This is a genomic window from Massilia sp. YIM B02769, from assembly GCF_030411995.1.
Classification (GTDB): domain Bacteria; phylum Pseudomonadota; class Gammaproteobacteria; order Burkholderiales; family Burkholderiaceae_D; genus Telluria.
The window spans coordinates 49,427-70,523 of sequence record NZ_JASNRC010000005.1 but is presented as its reverse complement, the minus strand read 5'-3'; the positions used below and the strand labels follow the sequence as shown (position 1 = coordinate 70,523).

Annotated in this window: 12 protein-coding genes; all 12 read right to left on the bottom strand. The window is 68.8% G+C overall.

All coding sequences use genetic code 11. The annotated features are described in order from the left end of the window. Positions 1-4 precede the first annotated feature (4 nt). Complete coding sequence (locus tag QPK31_RS09355) at positions 5-1,405, bottom strand: dihydrolipoamide acetyltransferase family protein (protein ID WP_290422661.1); 1,401 nt, start codon at positions 1,403-1,405, stop codon at positions 5-7. Continuing rightward, positions 1,406-2,413 carry an alpha-ketoacid dehydrogenase subunit beta gene (locus tag QPK31_RS09350; RefSeq protein ID WP_290422921.1) on the bottom strand — a complete coding sequence of 336 codons (1,008 nt, stop codon included), beginning with the start codon at positions 2,411-2,413 and terminating at the stop codon, positions 1,406-1,408. A 79-nt stretch (positions 2,414-2,492) separates the two neighbouring features. Beyond that, a complete protein-coding gene (locus QPK31_RS09345) occupies positions 2,493-3,725 on the bottom strand; it encodes a 3-methyl-2-oxobutanoate dehydrogenase (2-methylpropanoyl-transferring) subunit alpha (protein ID WP_290422660.1) in 1,233 nt (410 codons plus the stop codon). Between the two features lie 294 nt (positions 3,726-4,019). Further along, the gene (locus QPK31_RS09340) at positions 4,020-5,399 is read right to left on the bottom strand and encodes an efflux transporter outer membrane subunit (protein WP_290422659.1); all 1,380 of its coding nucleotides are present in this window, start codon (positions 5,397-5,399) and stop codon (positions 4,020-4,022) included. Beyond that, on the bottom strand, positions 5,396-6,700 hold the full coding sequence (locus QPK31_RS09335; RefSeq protein ID WP_290422658.1) for an HlyD family secretion protein: 1,305 nt from the start codon (positions 6,698-6,700) through the stop codon (positions 5,396-5,398). The genes QPK31_RS09340 and QPK31_RS09335 overlap by 4 nt, the downstream gene beginning before the upstream one ends. Before the next feature lie 14 nt (positions 6,701-6,714). Continuing rightward, positions 6,715-8,352, bottom strand: a complete 1,638-nt coding sequence (locus QPK31_RS09330) for an MFS transporter (RefSeq protein ID WP_290422657.1) — start codon at positions 8,350-8,352, stop codon at positions 6,715-6,717. Position 8,353: 1 nt separating this feature from the next. Further along, positions 8,354-8,911: a TetR/AcrR family transcriptional regulator gene (locus QPK31_RS09325; protein ID WP_290422656.1), complete on the bottom strand. Its 558-nt coding sequence runs from the start codon at positions 8,909-8,911 to the stop codon at positions 8,354-8,356. Between the two features lie 154 nt (positions 8,912-9,065). After that, positions 9,066-12,827: a CheR family methyltransferase gene (locus QPK31_RS09320; RefSeq protein ID WP_290422655.1), complete on the bottom strand. Its 3,762-nt coding sequence runs from the start codon at positions 12,825-12,827 to the stop codon at positions 9,066-9,068. A gap of 65 nt (positions 12,828-12,892) precedes the next feature. Then, positions 12,893-15,190, bottom strand: a complete 2,298-nt coding sequence (locus QPK31_RS09315) for a hypothetical protein (protein ID WP_290422654.1) — start codon at positions 15,188-15,190, stop codon at positions 12,893-12,895. A gap of 60 nt (positions 15,191-15,250) precedes the next feature. After that, complete coding sequence (locus QPK31_RS09310) at positions 15,251-17,392, bottom strand: bifunctional diguanylate cyclase/phosphodiesterase (protein WP_290422653.1); 2,142 nt, start codon at positions 17,390-17,392, stop codon at positions 15,251-15,253. Between the two features lie 59 nt (positions 17,393-17,451). Then, positions 17,452-19,590 carry a bifunctional diguanylate cyclase/phosphodiesterase gene (locus QPK31_RS09305; protein ID WP_290422652.1) on the bottom strand — a complete coding sequence of 713 codons (2,139 nt, stop codon included), beginning with the start codon at positions 19,588-19,590 and terminating at the stop codon, positions 17,452-17,454. A 106-nt stretch (positions 19,591-19,696) separates the two neighbouring features. Continuing rightward, positions 19,697-21,049: an amino acid permease gene (locus QPK31_RS09300; RefSeq protein WP_290422651.1), complete on the bottom strand. Its 1,353-nt coding sequence runs from the start codon at positions 21,047-21,049 to the stop codon at positions 19,697-19,699. Positions 21,050-21,097: the final 48 nt, after the last annotated feature.

Genomic DNA, 21,097 nt, shown 5'->3' with positions numbered 1-21,097 from the left:
TGCGTTATTCCACGAACAGGGTTGCCGGGCACTCGAGGTAGCTCCGGATGGTCTGGATGAACTCGGCCGCCACCATGCCGTCGATCACGCGGTGGTCGAAACTCGACGACAAATTCATCAGCTTGCGCGCCACCATGGCGCCGTCCTTGATGACAGGGCGGTCGATGATGCGGTTCACGCCGACGATCGCCACTTCCGGACGGTTGATGACCGGCGTCGTGACGATGCCGCCCAGTGCGCCCAGGCTGGTGATGGTGATGGTCGAGCCGGAGAGTTCCTCGCGCAGGGCCTTGCCGGTGCGCGCCGCTTCGGCCAGGCGCGCCACTTCGGCGGCGGCCGACCACGGGTCGCGCGCTTCGGCGTTGCGCACCACGGGCACCATCAGGCCGGCGTCGGTCTGGGCGGCGATGCCCAGGTGGACGGCGTTGTAGGTGGTGACGATATTCGCGTCGTCATCGAAGCGGGCGTTCACCGAGGGATAGCGGCGGATCGCCAGCACCACGGCGCGCATGATCAGGGGCAGCAGGGTCAGCTTCGGACGCTGGCCGGCGTAGCGGGTATTGAGCTGCACGCGCAGGGCTTCGAGTTCGGTGACGTCGATTTCCTCGACGTAGGTGAAGTGCGGGATGCGGCGTTTGGCTTCCTGCATTTTTTCCGCGATCTTGCGGCGCATGCCGATCAGCGGCATGGCTTGCTCGCCTTCGAGCACGGCGTAGCGGCGGTCGCCTTCGGCCGCCTTGCGCTGGCCGCGCGCCACGTGGGCGTCGAGGTCGGCGTGCTGGATGCGGCCGGCCGGGCCGGTGCCGGTGACGTATTGCAGTTCGATGCCCATGTCCCAGGCGCGCTGGCGCACGGCCGGTGCGGCCAGCGGCTTTTCGCCGGCGGCGCGGCCGTGGTGCGATGGCGTCGAGGCTTGACCGCCTGGCTGCGTGTACGAAGGTGCGGCTGGACGCTGTGGCGCGGCCTTGGCTGGCGCCGTCGTCGCTTCGCTCGTCACGGTCGTGACCACGGTTTCCGGTTGCGCGACGGTGATCGGGATGAATTCGTCGACCGTGTCGCTGCTGCTGTTATTACTACCTGCCGCCGCCTTGGCCGTGGACGTATGCTGGCGCGCCGCCGTGGCGGTGTTGGCCGCGGCGGATTCGCCGCTGTGGTTGCCCGCGCCTTCGACTTCGAGGCGGATCAGTTCCGCTCCGACGGCCATCGCTTCGCCCAGCTTGCCGCCGAGCGAAGTGACGGTGCCGTTCACCGGAGACGGGATTTCGACGGTGGCCTTGTCGGTCATGACATCGGCCAACACCTGGTCTTCCTTGACCGTGTCGCCCGGCTTGACGTGCCAGGCGACGACTTCGACTTCCGCGATGCCTTCGCCGAGGTCAGGCATCTTGATGACGTGAATACCCATTTATTTTGCCTCCATCGCACGTTTGAACGCGGCGCCGACACGGTCGGGCCCCGGGAAATACGCCCATTCCTGCGCGTGCGGGTAGGGGGTGTCCCATCCGGTGACGCGCTCGATCGGGGCTTCCAGGTGATAGAAGCAGTGTTCCTGCACCAGCGCGGCCAGTTCCGCGCCGAAGCCGGAAGTACGGGTGGCTTCGTGCACGACCACGCAGCGGCCGGTCTTTTTCACGGATTCGACGATGGTGTCGAGGTCCAGCGGCCACAGGGTGCGCAAATCGATGATCTCGGCGTCGACGCCGGTTTCCAGTGCCGCCGCCTCCGAGACCCAGACCATGGTGCCGTAGGTGATCACGGTCAGATCGTTGCCCGGCCTGAAGATCGCGGCCTTGTCCAGCGGGACGGTGTAGTAACCCTCGGGCACTTCACCCATCGGGTGCTTGGCCCAGGAGACCACCGGACGGTCGTGGTGGCCGTCGAAGGGACCGTTGTACAGGCGTTTCGGTTCCAGGAAGATCACCGGGTCGTCGTTCTCGATGGCGGCAATCAGCAAACCTTTCGCATCGTAGGGGTTCGACGGCATCACGGTGCGCAGGCCGCAGACGTGGGTGAACAGGGCTTCCGGGCTCTGGCTGTGGGTCTGGCCGCCGTAGATGCCGCCGCCGCAAGGCATGCGAATCGTCAGCGGGGCGGTGAAATCGCCGGCCGAGCGGTAGCGCAGGCGCGCCGCTTCCGAGACGATCTGGTCCGACGCCGGATAGAAGTAGTCGGCGAACTGGATCTCGACCACCGGGCGCAGGCCGTAGGCGCCCATGCCGACCGCGGTGCCGACGATGCCACCTTCGGAAATCGGCGCGTCGAACACGCGCTGCTTGCCATATTTCACCTGCAAACCGTCGGTGGCGCGGAATACGCCGCCGAAGTAGCCTACGTCCTGGCCGTAGACAACGACGTTGTCGTCGCGGCCCAGCATCACGTCCATGGCCGAACGCAGGGCCTGGATCATGGTCATTTGCGAGGTGCCAGCCTTGGCGGCACCCTCGTTCACCGCGTCTTTTTCCGCGGTATTGTTGTCGCTATCGCGTGCCATCTCACACCCCCAGTTGTTGACGTTGGCGGCGCAGGTGTTCCGGCATGTCCTTGTAGACATCCTCGAACATCGAGGCCGCGCTCGGGACGCGGCCGTCGGCCAGCGTGCCGTATTGTTCCGCCTGCTTTTGCGCGGCGATGACCTCGGCTTCGAGGTCGGCCTGGACGCGCTCGTGTTCTTCGTCCGACCAGGCGCCGATTTTCGTCAGGTGCTGGCGCAGGCGGGCGATCGGGTCGCCGAGCGGGAAGCGGGTCCAGTCGTCTGCCGGACGGTAGCGCGACGGATCGTCGGAGGTGGAGTGCGGGCCGGCGCGGTAGGTGACCCATTCGATCAGCGTCGGTCCGAGGTTGCGGCGGGCGCGCTCGGCGGCCCAGCACGAAGCCGAGTAGACGGCCAGGAAGTCGTTGCCGTCCACGCGCAGCGAGGCAATGCCCGCGCCCACGCCGCGCGCGGCAAAGGTCACGCTCTCGCCGCCGGCGATCGCCTGGAAGGTCGAGATCGCCCACTGGTTGTTGACGACGTTGATGATGCAAGGCGCCCGATAGACATGGGCGAAGGTCAGGGCGGTGTGGAAGTCGGATTCGGCGGTGGCGCCGTCGCCGATCCAGGCCGAGGCGATCTTGGTATCGCCCTTGATCGCGGAGGCCATGGCCCAGCCGACCGCCTGCGGCACTTGCGTGGCCAGGTTGCCGGAAATGGTGAAGAAACCCTTGTCCTTGACCGAGTACATGACCGGCAGCTGGCGGCCCTTCATCGGGTCGCGCTCGTTCGAGAGCAGCTGGCAGATCATGTCGACCATCGGGTATTCGCGCGCCATCAGCAGGCTTTGCTGGCGGTAGGTCGGGAAGCACATGTCGCCATCCTTCAGGGCCAGCGAATGCGCGGTGCCGATGGCTTCCTCGCCGAGCGAGGTCATGTAGAAGGACATTTTCTTCTGGCGCTGGCCGATGACCATGCGCGCATCGAAAATGCGCGTCTTCATCATCGTGCGCAAACCGAAGCGCAGCTGGTCGACGCCGATCTCGGGCGCCCACGGACCGACGGCATTGCCGTCCTCGTCGAGGACGCGGATGAGGGAGGACACGAGGTCGGCGGTGTCGCCGAATGCGGTGTCGACCGGCGGCCGGCGGACGTCGCCTGCCTTGGACAACTGGAGATACGAAAAATCAGTCTTGCAACCCGGACGGCCGGTTGGCTCCGGAACATGCAGCGACAGAGGATTACCCTGGCTCATAATACGCTTTCCCTTTGTGAGGTGATGTGCGGCAGGCGGGAATGATAAATCCTGCAAGAGCGCGCACGAGCATTGCGTAGAAGTATTTTCGTGCTGCTATGCAGCATTTATTGGGTGAAATAGTGCGGAACCGGAGCGCGTTCGAATGCATTTATTGCGCGGATCGACGCGTGGACGGGTTCCCCGTCCACGCGTTGATCCTTGCCGTATGAAAATCGGAAATGCACCGGCGCACAAGAGAAAACCCTAGCACCCTGCAGTACCCGGAGACACGATCCCCGCCAAACGTGCGCGTCAAGAATGCGTCCAGCCGCCACCCAGCGCCCGATACAGGTTGATCAGGTTCTCGATTTGTGTGCGCCGCAGCGTAACCATGGACAACTCCACCTGGTACAAATTGCGTTGCGCATCCAATTCCTCGAGATACGAGGCATATCCGGCCTGGTAACGGTCGCGCGCATAGCCCAGCGAGCGCGTCAAAATCTCGCGGCGCCGCATCGCATGCCCCACCTGGTCCTGCAAACGCGGCACCCCGGCCAGCGCATTCTCGACTTCGGAAAACGCGGTCAGCACCGTGCGCCGGTAGGCAAACGCGGCCTGGTCGCGCACCGATGCCGAGGCCGCGTACTGCGCGCGCAGCCGGCCGCCCGAGAACAGCGGCGCCAGCACGCTGCCGCCGATGCTCCAGACGCTCACCGGGTCGTAGTCGAGCGAACTGGTGAGAATGCTGCCGAGTTGCGCCGTCAGGCTCACTTGCGGCAGGAAGGCCTGGCGGCGCAGGGCCAGCGCTTCGTCGCTGGCGGCTAGCAACAGCTCGCGCTGGGCCACGTCGGGCCGGCGCGCCAGCAGTTGCGAGGGCAGGGCGGCGGGCACCGGCGGCAGGGTCAGGTCCGCGAAGGCCTTGCCGCGTTCGACCGCGCCCGGCAGTTCGCCGGCCAGCAGGCGCACCGCGTTTTCCTGGCGCCGCATGGCCAGCTCGAGTTCGGGGATCGATTGCAGCACCGCCTCGTACTCGGACTGGGCCTGGGTCAGCTGCAGTTGCGAGATATAGCCGACGCGCGCCTGGTCGCTGGCCAGGCGCAGCGCCTCGGCGCGCGAGGCCACCGTCTCGCGCGTGATGCGCAGCTGGGCGTCGACCGCCAGCAGGGCAATGTAGTTCTGCGCAGTGGTCGCTGCCACCGTGAGGGCAGCGGCATCGCGCTCGGCCTGGGTCGCGCGGAACTGCAGTGCGGCGGCGCGGATCTGGGTGCGGATACGTCCGAACAGATCGGGCTCCCAGTTGGCCTGCAGCGAAGGCTGGACCGCGCGCGCATCGCTGATGCCTGTCGCCTGCAGCGAGCGTCCGGCCTGCAGCCCGACGGCGGCGTTCAGCGCCGGCAGGCGCGCCGCCTCGGCCAGTTCGGCCTGGGCCCGCGCTTCGTCCACGCGCGCCAACGCGATCAGCACGTCGCTGTTGCGCACAAGGGCCGCTTCGACCAGGGTAGTCAATACCGGGTCGCCGAAGCTGCGCCACCAGTGCGCATCGACCGGCGCCATGCCGTCGTTCGGTTCGCGCCAGGCATTGGGCGGCGTGACGCTGGCCAGCGGCGGGGCCGGACGCCAGGCCGGTGCGCAGCCGGCCAGCGCGCCGATGCCGACGATCGCCAGCGCGGTGTTGAACGTCCTGCGCTTCATCGGGCGGCCCCGGTGGTGCGCGCTTGCCTCGGCTGGGCCCCGGTATCGACCTCGGCGGTCACCGACATGCCCGGCCGCAGGCGCCTGGCCAGCTCCTGGCCGGGATCGATGGCGATGCGGATCGGCAGGCGCTGCACGACTTTCGTGAAGTTGCCCGAGGCGTTATCCGGCCGCAGCACACTGAACTCGGAGCCGGTGGCGGGGGCGATCTGCTCCACGTGGCCGGTGAGCGCCGCGCCCTCGAAGGCGTCGACGGTGAAGCGCACCGGCTGGCCGATGCGCATGCGCCAGGTTTGCCCTTCCTTGAAGTTGGCCACCACCCACAACTGGTCCGGCACCAGGAACAGCAGCTGCGAGCCGGCGGTCACGTACTGGCCGCGCCGCACCGTCGCTTCGCTCACCTGGCCGTCGCGCGGCGCCTTGACGACGGTATTCGCCAGGTCGATCTTCGCCAGGGCCAGCTGGGCCTCTGCCATGCTGACCTGGGCTTCGAGGCCGCCGCGCGCCACCGTGGTGGATTTCACGCGCTGCTGAGCGATGTCGATGTCGGCCTGGGCCTTGAGTACATTCGCCGCCGCCAGGCGCGCGGTGGTGCGCACACGGTCGCGCTCGTTCAGCGAGACCGAACCGCGCTCGGCCAGTTCGTCGACGCGGCCCTGTTCGGCGCGGGCGCGTGCCTGCTCGGCCTGGACGGCGGCCAGGTTGGCCCGCGCCGAGCCGACCGAGGCCGTGTTCTGGGCCTGGGTCTGTTCGGCGTTGTTCAGCTGGGCCACGGCGTTCGCCAGCTGGCCCTCGGCCTGGCGCACGCGCTCGGCGTAGATGCGGTCGTCGATGCGCAGCAACTCCTGGCCGGCCTTCACGTACTGGAAGTCCTTGACCAATACCTCGGCGACGTAGCCGTTGACCTGGGGCGAGAGCACGGTGACGGCGCCGCGCACATAGGCGTTGTCGGTGCTCATGCGGGTGCTGTTGAATGGGCCGATGTGCCAGGCCCACATGATGAGGGCGATGCCGACCGCCGCCACCACGACCATGATGCCGATCGAGGCCGGCGTGGCGCGGATTTTCTTGGGCGGGGCCTCGGGCGCGGGTGGCGCGCCGCCGGCGGTACCGGCAGTGCCTGCCGGCGGCGGCACCGGGCCTGGCGCGGCGCCGGATGCCGGCGCGGGGGGCGTGCTGGCGGCCTGCACAGCGCCCGGCGTCGGCCGGCTTTCGCTGGCGTCGTTGGCGTCGCCGGGCGGCGGCGGGTTGGCTTCGGCTTCTTCGATTTCTGCGCGTGTCGGCTGGTTCGGGGTGTTCATGCGTTCTTCATGTTTCAAGGGTTGTTTGGAGCGGCCCTGCGGTTGCGGATCGCGGCGCGGATCGCCACGAACAGCGACCAGGAGAGGAAGGCCATCGCCAGTACGCCGGACAGGGCGAATACGTCGTTAAAGGCGCGCACATTCGCTTCGCGCCGGGCGATCTGCGCCAGCAGGGCCGTGCCCTGGGCATTGCGCAGCACCGGGTCGGTGATCAGGGCGCGGTACACGCCGCCCTGCTGCTGCAGGCGCTGGGCCACCTGCGGGTCGGCCGGGTTGATGTCGGCGGTCAGTTCGCTCGAATACACCTGCTCGCGGTGCAGCTGGTAGGTGGACAGCAGGGCCGAGCCGGTCATGGCGCCGAGCGACTGGGTCAGCGACAGCACCACGGTGAAGGTCACCACGTAGTTCGGCCCGAACTTCAGCGCCTGGGTGATGCCGAGCAGGACCAGCGGCCCCATGAACATGCCGCTGCCCAGGGCCACCAGGAACTGGCTGAGGTAAAAGTCCTGCGGCCGGTCCAGGCTGGTGCGGCCGTAGTCGAGCAGCGCCGCCACGCCGAACAGCACGATGGCCGCGATCAGCTGGGCGATCAGGGTCTTGGGGCTGAAGGTGAGGGCGCTGGCGACCATGCCGGCGACCGTCCCGGCCAGGATTACCACGAACAGCGGCTGCATCTGGTCCGGCCCCATGCCGAGCGTGCGCAGCAGGCCCACCGCGCCGAAGGTCTGCTCGGAGGTGAGGAAGCGGATCAAAAAGGCGCCGATGATGAAGCGCAGGATGTTCGGCGTGACCAGCCAGCGCGTCTGCAGCAGCGGGTTCTCGCGGTGGTGCTCGACATACAGCGCCGCCAGGATCAGCACCACGGCGCCCATCAGCAGATAGGCCAGCCAGGCTTCGTCCAGCCACCAGTGCGAATAGCCCTGGGCCAGCACCGCCACCAGCATCGCCGCGCCGGGGGCCATGAGGGCGAAGCTGATGAAGTCCTTTTTCTCGAAGACCTTGATGTGCATGCCGGGCGGGAGCTTCAGTACCACCACCGCGGCGAGCGAACAGAGTGCCAGCCCGGCCTCGAACAGGTAGAGGTTGTGCCACTGGCCAAACACCAGCAGGGTCGGCGACAGCAGCCAGGCCAGCGGCGTGGCCAGCTGCGGGATGCCGACGCCGAGCACGACCATCTTGCCGGTGTAGGCGCGCGGCGCTGCCTGCAGCATGTACAGCATCGACAGCGTGGTGGCGGTGGCGGCGGCAAAGCCGCTGGCGGCGCGCACCGCCACCGCCATCGCAAAGCCGCCGACCATCAGGTGCAGCAGGGTGACGGCGGCGTACAGGCCGAGGCCGATCTCGGCGAACAGGCGCAGCCCGTACTGCTGGCGGAATTTAAAGACCAGCATGTTCACCGTGATGTTGACCATCACGTAGGCGGCCGGCAGCCAGGCGCCTTCGGACGGCGTCAGGCCGAGCTGGCCCTGGATGGTCGCCAGGTTGGCCGTGACCAGGGCATTCCCGAGGCCGCCCGTGATCCCGACCAGCAGCGCGACGCAGGCATAGGCCGCGCGCACCGCCGGGGTGTGGTAGGGCATCGAGGCCGAGCCGGGCAGGGTGGGCTTTTCGTGCTCTTCCCAGTTCGGCGTCGGCTTGAGCAGCACCGCCATGCTAGCGTTTCCGGGTGGGCGCTTGCGCGGCGATCCCGCCCCCGACCAGTTCGAGCGCGCGCCGCGCCAGGCTGCGCTGCTGGGCCGGGGTGCTGCCGCGCAGGGCGGCGCCGAGCATGCCGCAGACCAGCACGATGTCGGCCGGTTTCAGGTCGGCGCGGCAGGCGCCGCTTTTCACGGCGGCGGCCAGCGGCGCCCGGAACAGCCTGGCCAGGCGTTCGCGTCCGGCCTTGGCCACCGGATGGTCGGCCTCGACCGCGCGCCAGTAATCGGTCACGGCAGGCGAGGCAACGATGCATTGCGCCACCTGTTCCAGCAGGGCGAACAAATCGGCGCCGCCGGCCTGGCCTTCGAGGCCGGCCAGCGAACGTTCCAGCAGGGCGTCCATCAGGGCCGCGCGGTCGGGGAAGTTGCGGTACAGGGTGGCCCGGCCGACGCCGGCCTGCGCCACCACCAGCTCGAGCGGCGCGGTCACGCCATGGCGCGAGAAGACGGCATCGGCGGCGTCGAGGATCTGGTCGCGCCGCAGGGCGGCGTCGGAGCGAAGCGTGGTGGTCAAGTGGGACACCTTTGTCCGGTTGATCGGGGCATGCAAGGAGGGCGGTGCGGCATTGCTTGCGCACGGCGTTGCTCATTGTCTATTTGCTACTAGAATACTGCGATTCGTGCGGTATCCAGCGCACGCCACGGACCACGGCCCCGGGCGCGCGCCGCTACTGCCCGGCGCCGTTCCCGGCGCGGCAGGCGGCGGTCACGTCGTCGGCATGGTGAAGGATGGCCTCGACCATGCCGTCCGGGTCGAGGACCGGCGCACTCACCGGGCGCCACCAGCGTTCCTCGACGCTGCCGTCCGGCCGCGCGACATCGTAGCGCAGGTCGGGCAAGCGGTCGGATTGGCGCGAGGCCAGCACCTGTTCGAGCGAGGCGCGCAGCAGTGCGGCAGCGCCGGCGCCAGTGCCGTCCGGATTGTCGGGGTAGGCTACGACGATGCCGCGCCCGAGGATGGCGTCGCGCGTGCGCATCGTGGCCGCCAGCCAGGCGCTGTTAACCTGGCGAATGGTGAAGCGCGGCGCGTCGGTTCCGGGCACCAGGAGCGGCGCCGGCGCGGCCTCGAACAGGCGCGCGAAAGCCTGGTCGGCCTTGACGCGCGCGGTGACATCGGTTTGCGCGCCGAACCATTCGAGGATGTCGCCGTGGTCGTCCAGCAGCGGGACCGCGCGCGAGGCGACCCAGGCCACCGACCCATCCGGGCGCAGCACGCGGTGCTCGAACGCGAAAGCGCTGCGGCTGGCGATCGCGCGCGCGATGGCGGCGCGCAGCCGTGGACGCTCGTCCGCGGGAATACAGTCTTGCAGCCAGCCGGCGCCCGGTTGCTTGTCATCGGCAAGGATGCCCGAACCGTCGTACCGATGGATCGCATGCCAGTCGGCGCTGATGCGGTAGAACGACGACGCCCCGACGCTGGCCAGTGCCCGGAAGCGCGTCTCGCTCGCGCGGAGCAGGTCTGCGGCGCGCTGTTCGGTATCGATGTCGATGTTCATGCCCACCCACTTGCGCACCGACCCATCCGGATTGCGCACCGGCGCGGCCAGCACGCTGGTCCAGCGCCAGCCGCCATGCGCGGTTCGCAGCCGGAACCGGTTGCGGATGACCTGGCCGGCAGCGATGCCGGCACGCCACACCCGCAGCGCCATCCTGCGGTCGTCCGGATGCAGTGCGTCGGCCCAGCCTTCGCCGGTCCATTCCATCCCTGTCTGCCCGGTAAAGGCGAGCCACGACGCCGAATCGCTTACCACGCGCCCATGCGCATCGGTCTGCCAGATGGCTTGCGCATGGCTCTCCAGCAGCGTACGCAGCAAGACCTCGCTCTCGCGCAGCCTGTCTTCCGCTTCCTTGCGTCCCGTGATGTCGAAGAAGGTCATCACCGCGCCCGCGATGCGATGCGCGCCGGTCCGATACGGATAGACGCGCACGATGTACACCTGGCCGTCCCTGCTGCCGACTTCCTGCTCCAGCGGCTGCAGCGTCTCGAACACGCGGGCGGCATCCTCGGCCAGGTTCGGGTTGTCGAGCCGGCTGGTGATGTGCTGCAGTGGGCGGCCGACATCGGCGGGGATCACGTTGAACAGGCCGGCGATGCGCGGCGTGTAGCGCTCGATGCACATGTGCGGGTCGAGGAACAGGGTCGCGACGTCGGACGATGCGATCAGGTTGTTCAGGTCGTCGTGCGACTTGACCAGGCTGTCGAGGCGTTGCGCCAGGTCGCCGTTGGCAGCGCGCAGTTCCCGGTTGGCGGCCTGCGCATGCTCCAGGCTTGCGCCGAGCTGCCGGTTCGCCGAGCGCAGCGCTTCGATGGTGGTCGTCATCTCTTCCAGGGTGGTGCGCAATGCGGCGTCGGACTGTTCGGCCTGGTCGATGGTGTCGAGCAGCTTGCGGCGGGTAGCGCGCAGTTCCTGGTCGAATTGTTCCAGCAGCGGCTGCTCGCATGTGTCGGAGGGCGCGGCCGTCACCGGCATGATCGGGAGATCGAAGAAGCTCACCAGCATCAGCAAGCCTTCGGCATGCTCGTCATGGAACGGCAGGATGCGCATGTCGAGCGCGCGCTGTTCGCCGTTTTCCTCGTAGCGCACCGCACCGGTGGCTGTCTCGCGGCAGGTCTTCCGTGCCTGGAACAGCGCGGTGCGCAATGCCAGCCGCCATGCCGGCGGGACCAGTGCCACCAGGTCGCGCGTCGGCTCGCCGCCGGCATGGCGCAGGAAGCGGCTGGCCTCCGCCGCGATGTGCACGATGTCGGCATTGCCGTCGACCAGGATACTGGGGGCCGCCTGCTCGGCGATCTTGTGCAGGTGGATGTCGGCGAAGGAAAACAGGCGGCTGCGGCGGCGCATGCCGGGCTGCGCTTGTGGCGCTTCGACAGGCCGGGGCAGGGCGCGCGCCGGCTGGTGCGCCGGCGCCGCCGCCGTCCGATACAGCCGCATGCCGGCATCGACCGTGACGAACAGGCCGGATGCCTCATCGATCGTTTCGGTGCTGCCAAGCATGAGGTAGCCGCCGGGACGCAGGGCAAAGTGAACCATGTCCAGGACGCGCCGGTGCATGTCCTTGTTCAGGTAGATCAGGAAGTTGCGGCAACTGACCAGGTCCAGCGTGCAAAAGGCGGGGTCGCGCAACAGGTTATGTTCGGCAAAGAGTACCTGCCGCGCCAGCGCCTTGCGCACCTTGTAGGCGCCGTTCTCGACGGTGAAATAGCGCTGCAGCCGGTCCTGCGGCAGGTCCTGCGCGATGGATGCGGGATACAGGCCGGCACGCGCCGTGCGAATCGCCTGGGCATCGATGTCGGAAGCGAATACCTGGATCGCAGGCGGATCGGCCAGTGCGGCGGCATGATCGGCCAGCAGCATCGCCATCGAATAGGCTTCCTCGCCGGTGGAGCAGGCGGCCACCCACACCCGCACCGTATCGTCCGGACCCTTGCCGGCGAAGATCTGCGGCAGGACAGCGTGCTCGAGCAGGGCGAACGCCGCCGGGTCGCGAAAGAACCGGGTCACACCGATCAACAGGTCCTTGAGCAGGGCCTGCGATTCGGCCGGGTCTTGCCGCTGCAGCGCATGGTAGCTCGGCAAATCCGGCTGCCGGCGCAGCTCCAGGCGCCGCTCCAGCCGGCGCAGCAGGGTGGCGCGCGCGTACTGGCGAAAGTCATGGCCGGTATGTTCGTGCAGCGTCGACAGCACCTCGTGCAAGGCGCCCTCCAGGTCCGGGCTGGCGCCGGCATGGCCATCCGGAGCGTTCCCCCGGCCTGGCTGCGTGGCGCCATGCAGTGCGGCCAGCCTGGCCGGAATGTCGGCGGCGGCAAGCACGAAATCGGCCGTGCCGGCATCGATCGCCGCCTGCGGCATGCCGGAATGCTCGGCATCGGTGGGCGACTGGACCAGGGTGATGCCGCCCTGTCCCTTGATGCGCGCCAGGCCCGCGGTGCCATCCGACCCGAGGCCCGACAGGACGACGCCGACCGCTCGTGCACCGTGCGCCATGGCCAGCGTCGCGAAGAAACCGTCGATGGTCGCCGGAATGCCCGGTGTGCGATCGAGTTCGTACAGGACCAGGTGGGCGTTCTCCATCTTCATGCTGCAGGCGGGCGGAACGACGTAGATGTGGTCGGGCAGGATGGGGGTCGCATGCCTGACCTGCACGACCGGCAGGCGGGTCGACCCTTGCAATACCCGGTCCGCGTTGCTGTGCTGGTCGGCCGGCAAATGGAAGACGATGATGAACGCCATGCCCGGCGCAGGCGGCAGGTGTTCCAGCAGGTCGACCAGCGCCGTCAGGCCGCCGGCGGATGCGCCGATGCCGACGATCGGAAAGGAAAGCGGGGCGTTGTCGAGGGTCTCTTGCGCTGCCTGGTCAGGTGTGTGGGTGCCCATGATCGAAATGAACGAAGCCGTTGGCGGCAGCATCGCACAGGATGGTTCGCTCATGGTGCACTGTTATCACAATCGCATCGCGTTCGCGCCATGCGGCGCAAAGGAGGGTGGCGGCACGCTCACACTTCCCATTGCAGCTTGAAAGTCAGCGACCTGCTGTTCTCGTCCACCAGCGGCAGCCTGTCGTCGACAACGCCCAGCGACAGCGTGCGCCCGTGGCGCCACTGGTAGCGGTACAGCAGCGAGCGGTGCACCTGCCGCTCATTCCATGCTTCCAGCTGGGTCACGCCGTCGTCGCGCCGCGCGGCCCAGGTGTTCTGGGCCAGCAGGCGCAGCGAATCGCGCGGGCTGAAGTGGACGATGGCGAGCGCGCGCCAGGCGGTGTCGGCAAACGCCGGCTGGCCCAGGCGGCCGCGAATCCAGCTGCGGTTCAGGTGCCCGTCGAGTTCCAGCGACCAGCCCGGCCGGATCGGCAGCGGCAGGCGTAGTCCCACATCCAGGATCGCCTGTCCGCCGGGGCCGACGCGGTCGGCGGCGAAGTCGAGCTGGCGCCCAATGGCAACTTCCGCCGCGATCTTCGAGATCCACGGCGCCGGCGTCGTCTCGATGCCGAAGTTGACGACCCGCGTATCGTGCAGGCGGGCGCCGGGTCCTGCGCGCTGGCGGTCGAAGCCGAGTTCGGCCCAGAAGCCGGTCTGCAAGGGCGCCGCCATCCACACGCCGGGCCGCAGCCTGCGCTCGACGGTCTCGCCGCCGCGCTGCCCCGTCGTGTGGTCGGCCAGCGTGCGCATCTCGTGGAAAGCCAGGTAGGTCTCGAATTCGTAGAGTTCCAGTTTGCCCAGCGCCTGCGCGCCGAGGATGCGGTTGATCGAGCCGCTGACGCGGGCGACGCCGGCCTGCGGCACGAAGCCGTTGTCGTTGACGAAGCCCGGCGCGATCGCTTCCAGCTCGACCTCGTGCCACCAGCGCTCGGTCTTGTGCAGGTATTTGCCCCAGGCATAGCCGCCCGCGCGCCCGCCCACACGCGCCGCCATGCCGTCGGCGCCGAAGCCGGCCGTGGTGCGCGAGGCCATGGCCACGCTGGAGACCTGATGCTGGGCGCCGTCGCCGCCTTCGGCCTGCCACTGGGCGTCCAGCCCGAGCACGTCGTTGCTGCCATGGCGCCCGTAGTCGCGCTGCGAGGCAAAGGCGCCGAGCAGCAGCCCGTCGCCGTGCCAGCGGGCGCGCGCCAGGCTAGCCACGGTGCGTCCAGTCTGGATCGTTTCCAGGGTTTCGTAGGGCCGCCCGCGCAGCAGCAGGCCGCCCGGTTCGTCGCGCAGGCTCATCGCGGTGGCGTCCATCTCGGCGCCGCGCCAGGTCGCGCGCAGGCCGTACTCCGGGTCGTTCACGGTGCGCGAATAAAACGCCGGCAGCGGCAGGCCCAGCACGTCGGCGCTTTCCAGGAAAAAGCCGCGCTTTTCCGGCAGGCTGAGCGCGATGTTGCCGGCGCCCTGCGAGGTCGGCACGTCGATCTCGACTTGCGAGTAATCCGGGTTCAGCGTGGCGTTGAAGACCCAGTCGGCGCGCGGACGCGCATTGATTTCCAGGCCCATCTCGGCCTGCTGGCCGCGCGAGCGCGCGCCCGGCGCCGTGGCGCGTTCGCGCCGCACCGTCAGTTCCGGGCGCAGCTCGACAAAGCCGCGGTCGCGCACGGCCGCCACGGTGGCGCCCATGCCCTCGACCTCCTGCAGGTAGCTCAGGCGGCTCAGGGTGTCGATGCGGAACGGGGCGGTCGCCACCAGGGCGCCGTCGGCATGCGGAATGCTGCGCTCGACCAGCACGCGCCAGTTGCGTCCGTCCGCATACGGGAAGCGCAGGTTCGACAATGGCCAGCGCACTTCCATGCTGTAGCCGTCGGGCAGGAGCCGGACGGCGGCGTCGACCGGGAAGTCCGGGCCGAGGTCGGATTCGTCGTTGTCGGCGCGGTGCATGCCGTCGCTGACAACGCCGGCGATGTTCACGCGCACGAACTGGGCCGCGCGGCCGTGGCCGGCCGGGTCGATCCAGATGCCGATGAAGTCCTGGTCCACATTCACCTTGTCGCGCCGCGCCAGCAGGCCACGCAGGCGCGCCGGATCGCCGTCCCAGGCGCGGATGCCGAACACCAGCGCGTCATCCTCGACCACCAGCTGCACGCTCGTCCTGAGCGCGGCCGGCAGCGCCTCGCCATCGCGCGGCAGGTGCTTGTGGAAGCCCGTGTGAAGCGGGGCGCGGCGCCAGGCGGCGTCGTCGAGCATGCCGTCGATGGTCGGGGTGTCGGCGCGGTCGATGCGCAGCGCGCGCAAGCCGTCGGTCTCGGCCGCCTGCACCGGATCGGCGGCCAGCAGCGCGGCAAAGGACAAGCCGCGCATGCGGCGGACCAGCATTTGTGTTTTCATTCAGGCAATTATACCGCCCGAATAAGCGCGCTTTCGGCCTTTCCGGCGCATGCGGCCGGCTCAGGCGTCGGCAGCGCCGAAGCTGGCCTCGAACTCGGCCATGGGACGCGGCTTGCCCAGCAGGTAGCCTTGCAGCAGGCGGCAGCCGCGCGCAACGAGAAAATCGCGCTGCTCGCCGGTCTCGATGCCTTCGGCCACCACGTCGAGCTGCAGCGTGCGGGCCAGGGCCAGGATGGCGTCGACGATGGCGCCGGCGTGGGCTTCGCCCGGCAAGTCCTTGACGAAGCTGCGGTCGATTTTCAGTTCGGTAAGCGGAAAGCGCTTCAGGTAGGCAAGCGAGGAATAGCCGGTGCCGAAGTCGTCGAGCGAGAAGCACACGCCGTGCAGGCGCAGCGCATGCATCTTGGCGCAGGCGGCGTCCAGGTCTTCGGCGAACACGCTTTCGGTCAGTTCGAGGAAGAGTTGCTGGGGCGGGGCGCCGGTCGCGGCCAGCGTGGCGAGCACGGCGTCGACGAAACCGGGGTCGCGCAGCTGCTGGGCGCTGACATTCACGGCCAGGGTCAGCTCGCGCAGCAGCGGCGTGCCGGCCCAGCGCGCCAGGGCGCGGCAGCTTTCGGCCAGGACCATGGCGCCCAGCGGCACGATCAGGCCGCTCGTTTCGGCCAGGCCGATGAATTCGTCGGGCGGCACCAGGCCGCGCGTGGCGTGGCGCCAGCGCAGCAGTACCTCGGCGCCGGCCAGCCTGCCGTCGACGCCGACCTGCGGCTGGCAATACAGCTCGAAGCGGTGCTGGCCGATGGCGTCGTGCAGGTCGCCCTCCAGCTCGGCCTGGCGCTCGGCCGCCGCCTGCATGTCGGGATCGAAGAAACGCAGGGTGTTGCGGCCCTCGGCCTTGGCGCGGTACATGGCCAGGTCGGCCTGGCGCAGCAGCTGGTCGACGCTGTCGGCGCCGGCCCCGGCGCCGAACATGGCCACGCCGATGCTGGGGGTGCTGATGCTGGGCCGCGCACCCAGCGCGTGCGGCTGGGCCAGGGCTTCCAGCAGCTTGGCGCCGACCAGGCGCGCCTCGTGGATCGCATCGCGCTCGCTCGTGCCCAGGTCGTCGAGCACGACCACGAATTCGTCGCCGCCCAGGCGCGCCAGGTGGTCGCTCGCGCGCACGGTGCCGCGCAGGCGCTTCGCCACCTCGCGCAGCAGGGCGTCGCCGGCGTCGTGGCCGAGGGTATCGTTGAGCAGCTTGAAGTTGTCGAGGTCGATGAACATCAGGGCGCCATACTCGCCGTTGCGGTCGCTGCGCGAGAGGATGCGCGACAGTTCGTCGATCAGCAGGCGCCGGTTCGGCAGGCCGGTAAGATAGTCGAAATAGGCCAGTTCGTGGATGCGGCGTTCGGCTTCCTTGGCGGCGGTCAGGTCGGTATTCGTGCCGGCGATGCGCACGCCCTTGCCGTTGCGGTCGCGCTGCACGAAGCCGCGCGAGAGCACCGGCACGTAGTGGCCGTCGCGGTGGCGCAGGCGGAATTCGACGCTGTAGGTGCTCTCGCCGGACGCCACCAGGGACGCGACAAAGGCATCCACGCGCGGCATGTCCTCGGGATGCATTTGCGTGCGCCACGCCACCGGGTCACGCTCGCCGTGCGAATGCGGAAAGCCCAGCATGTCCCACCAGCGTTCGGAATAATGCACCAGGCCGGTGTCGACGCTCCAGTCCCAAGGCGCGTCGGTGCTGCCCTGCATGGCCAGGCGCAGGCGCTCTTCCGAGCGCAGCAGGGTCTCCTCGGTGCGCTTCAGGTCGGTGCATTCGGTGAAGCAGACCGCCACTTCGTGGATCCGCCCCTCGGCGTCGTGCAGGGGATAGGCATTGCAGATCAGCCAGCGCACGCTGTCGCCGGGCAGGCCGACGACCGTGTCGTGCACGGTCCTGCCGGTGCGCAGCACGCAGGACACGGGGTTGGCGTCGGCCGGCAGCGCGCTGCCGTCGGCGCGCAGCAGCGGCACCACGCCCGAGTCGGCCGGGTAGGTGCGCATCAGATCGATAATGGGGCCGAGCAGGCGCTGTGCGCAGCGGTTGGCGTAGACGGCGCGCGAATCGGCGCCGTGGATCACGACGCCGGCGGGAATATGGTCGAGCAGCACCTTGAAATCGCGCGAGCGCCATCCGGGTGGCGCGGATGCTTGCTCATCGGAACGTTCAGAACCCATCATGCCTGCCTGCATCGATGTCAATACAGGATTGTAATCCTTTTCCGACAGGCGGCGTCATGTCAGGCAGTGCCGAACCCGGCCTCGAAGCCGGCGACCGGCAGCGGCTCGCCCAGCAGGTAGCCCTGGAATACGCGGCAGCCGTGGGCGACCAGGTAGTCGCGCTGGGCGCGCGTCTCCACGCCTTCGGCCACCACCTGCAGGTCGAGGGTATGGGCCAGGGCCAACACCGCGTCGACGATGGCGCCGGCGTGGGTATCGCCGGGCAGGTCCGCAACAAAACTGCGGTCGATCTTCAGTTCGTTCAGCGGGAAGCGCTTCAGGTAGCTGAGCGAGGAGTAGCCGGTGCCGAAATCGTCGAGCGAAAAGCGCACGCCATGGGCGCGCAGGGCGTTCATCCTGGCGCTGACGGCGTCGACGTTTTCGGCGAACACGCTTTCGGTGAGTTCCAGGCACAGGCGGCGCGGGTCGGCGCCGCTGCGCAGCAGGGTGTCGAGCACGCGCTCGACGAAGTCGGGCTCGCGCAGCTGGTGGGCGCTGACGTTCACCGCCAGGGTCAAGCCTTTCAGGCGCGGGTGCAGGGCCCAGCGCGCCAGGATGCGGCAGGCCTCGGACAACACCAGCGCCCCGAGCGGCACGATCAGGCCCGAGGCTTCGGCCAGCGAAATGAATTCGCCGGGCGCGAGCAGGCCGCGCACGTCGTGGCGCCAGCGCACCAGCACCTCGGCGCCGAGCAGGCGGCCGTCAGCGCCGAACTGGGGCTGGCAATGCAGCTCGAAATGCTCGTGGTGGATGCTGTCGCGCAGGTCGTTCTGCAAATCGATCTGGCGGTCGGCCGCGGCCTGCATGCCGGGGGCGAAGAAGCGCACCGTGTTGCGGCCGTCGCCCTTGGCGCGGTACATGGCCAGGTCGGCCTGGCGCAGCAGCAGGTCGACACCCGTGGCGTCGGCGCCGAACAGGGCCACGCCGATGCTCGGCGTGCTGCGGTGCTCGCGCGCCGACAGGCGGTAGGGCTGGCCCAGCGCCGCCAGCAGCTTGGCGCCGATCGCCTGGGTCTCGTGCACCGCGGTTTCCTGGGTCTCGCCCAGGTTCTCGAGCACCACCACGAATTCGTCGCCGCCCAAACGCGCCAGGTGGTCGCTTTCGCGCACCGTGTCGCGCAGGCGCCCGGCCACCATGCGCAGCAACTCGTCGCCGACGTCGTGGCCGAGGGTGTCGTTGAGCAGCTTGAAGTTGTCGAGGTCGATGAACAGCAGGGCGCCGTACTGGCGCGAGCGCGCGCTGCGGGTCAGGATCTTGGCCATCTGCTCGTGCAGCAGGCGGCGGTTGGGGAGACCGGTCAGGACATCGAAGTAGGCCAGCTCGTAGATGCGCTGCTCGGCATGCTTGGCCGCGGTCAGGTCGGTATTCGTGCCGGAGATGCGCTGGGCCTTGCCGGCGGCGTCGCGCTGGACCAGGCCGCGCGCCAGCACCGGCACGTCGCGGCCGTCGCGGTGGCGCAGGCGGAACTCGATGCGGTAGGCCGACTCGCTCGAGGCCAGCAGGCGCGCGACGTAGTCGTTCAGGTGCGCCAGGTCTTCCGGGTGCACGAGGCCGGGCCAGGAGGCGTCGTCGGCGCCGGGTTCGCCCTTGGCGTAGCCGAGCATCTCCCACCAGCGCGGCGACAGGTAGGGCTGGGGCTCGGCCAGGTTCCAGTCCCAGGGCGCGTCGGTCGAGCCCTGCAGCATCAGGCGCAGGCGCTCTTTCGAGTCGCGCAGCGACTGCTCCATGCGTTTCAGTTCGCTGCAGTCGGTGAAGCAGACCACCACCTCGGCCACCTCGCCGCCGGCGCCGAGCGCCGGGTGCGCGCTGCAGATCAGCCAGCGGGTCGCCGCGCCGCGCAGGCCGATCACGACATCGACCACGGCGCTGCGGCTGTCGAGTGCGCGCTGTACCGGATTCTCGTGCGCGGGCAGGGCGCCGCCGTCGGCGCGCAGCAGCGGCCAGGCGCCCGAGGCCGCGGGTGCGGTGCGCATGATGTCGAGGGCGGGGCCGAGCAGGGTCAGGGCGTAGCGGTTGGCGTAAAAGGCGCGCGAATCCGGGCCGTGCACCACTACGCCGGCCGGCACGATATCGAGCAGGGCGTCGACGCCGGGCGGCGCCGCGGCCTCGGGCGGGAAGAACTTGCCCCCTGGTCCTGTTGGTTCGTGATGTGTTCTCATGCCTCGGCCACGCTGTAGTCAGCCGGGGATAGTAACCTTAAAGCAAAATTGGTGGCGCAGCCAAGGCGCGGCCGGGCCGTGCCTTGGCTGCCATCCTTTCATCTCGTCAGGCTGCCCTGCGCTGGCGGAGGGCGTAGCCTGCGCACAGCAGGAGCAGCCAGGCCGGGATCATGTAGACCGAGGTGCGCAGGCCGGGCGTCATGTACATCACCACCAGCACCCCGGCCAGGAAGGCCAGGCACAGCCAGTTCGACAGCGGATGCACCGGGCTCGGGAAGACGGTGGCGCCCTGGCCGTTCGCGGCGCGCGTACGGCGGAAGCGCAGGTGCACCAGCGAGATCGTGGCCCAGTTGATGATCAGGCCCGACACCGACAGCCCCATCATCAGCCCGAAGGCTTCGCCCGGCATCAGGTAGTTCACCACCACGCAGACCAGGGTGGCGGCGGCCGACACGCCCAGCGCCGCCAGCGGCACGCCGCTGGTCGTCAGCTTTTTCAGCACGCCGGGCGCATTGCCCTGCACCGCCAGGCCGTACAGCATGCGCGTGTTCGCGTACACGCCGCTGTTGTACACCGACAGCGCGGCGGTCAGCACGACCACGTTCAGGATGGTGGCGACCGCATTGCTGTTCAGCGCCGCGAAGATCAGGACAAACGGGCTGCCGCCGCTGACAACCTTCTGCCACGGGAACAGCGACAGCAGGATGAAGAGGGCGCCGACATAGAAGATCAGCACCCGGTACAGGGCCTGGTTGGTGGCGCGCGGGATGGTCTTTTCCGGGTTGGCCGCTTCGGCCGCGGTGATGCCGATCAGTTCCAGGCCGCCGAAGGAAAACATGATGACGGCCATCGCCATCACCAGGCCGCCTACGCCGTTCGGGAAGAAGCCGCCATGGCGCCACAGGTTGGCCACGCCGGCTTCGGGGCCGGCCGTGCCGCTCACCAGCAGATAGCCGCCGAACAGGATCATGCCGATCACGGCCACGACCTTGATGACGGCGAACCAGAATTCGAGCTCGCCGAAGGCGCGCACATTCAGGAGGCTGAAGGAGTTGATGACGGCGAAGCAGGCCAGGGCCGAGACCCAGGTCGGGATCTCGGGCCACCAGTACTGGACGTAGACGCCGACCGCGGACAACTCGGCCATGCTGACCAGGATGTACATCATCCAGTAGTTCCAGCCGGTGACGAAGCCGGCCATGTGGCCGCCGTACTTGTCGGCGAAGTAGCTGACCGAGCCGGCGACCGGTTCGGCCACCACCATCTCGCCGAGCTGGCGCATGATCAGGAAGGCGAACAGGCCGGCGACCGCGTAGCCGAGCAGTACCGAGGGGCCTGCCATCTGGATGGTCTGGGCGATGCCGAGGAAAAGGCCGGTGCCGATTGCGCCGCCGAGGGCGATGAGCTGGATGTGGCGGCCCTTCAGGCCGCGGGTGAGTTGTTGCGTCGGTTCTGCCATTGCCGCCTGCGCCAGTGTGCAAAAGTCGATGATTCTAATGCATGTTGG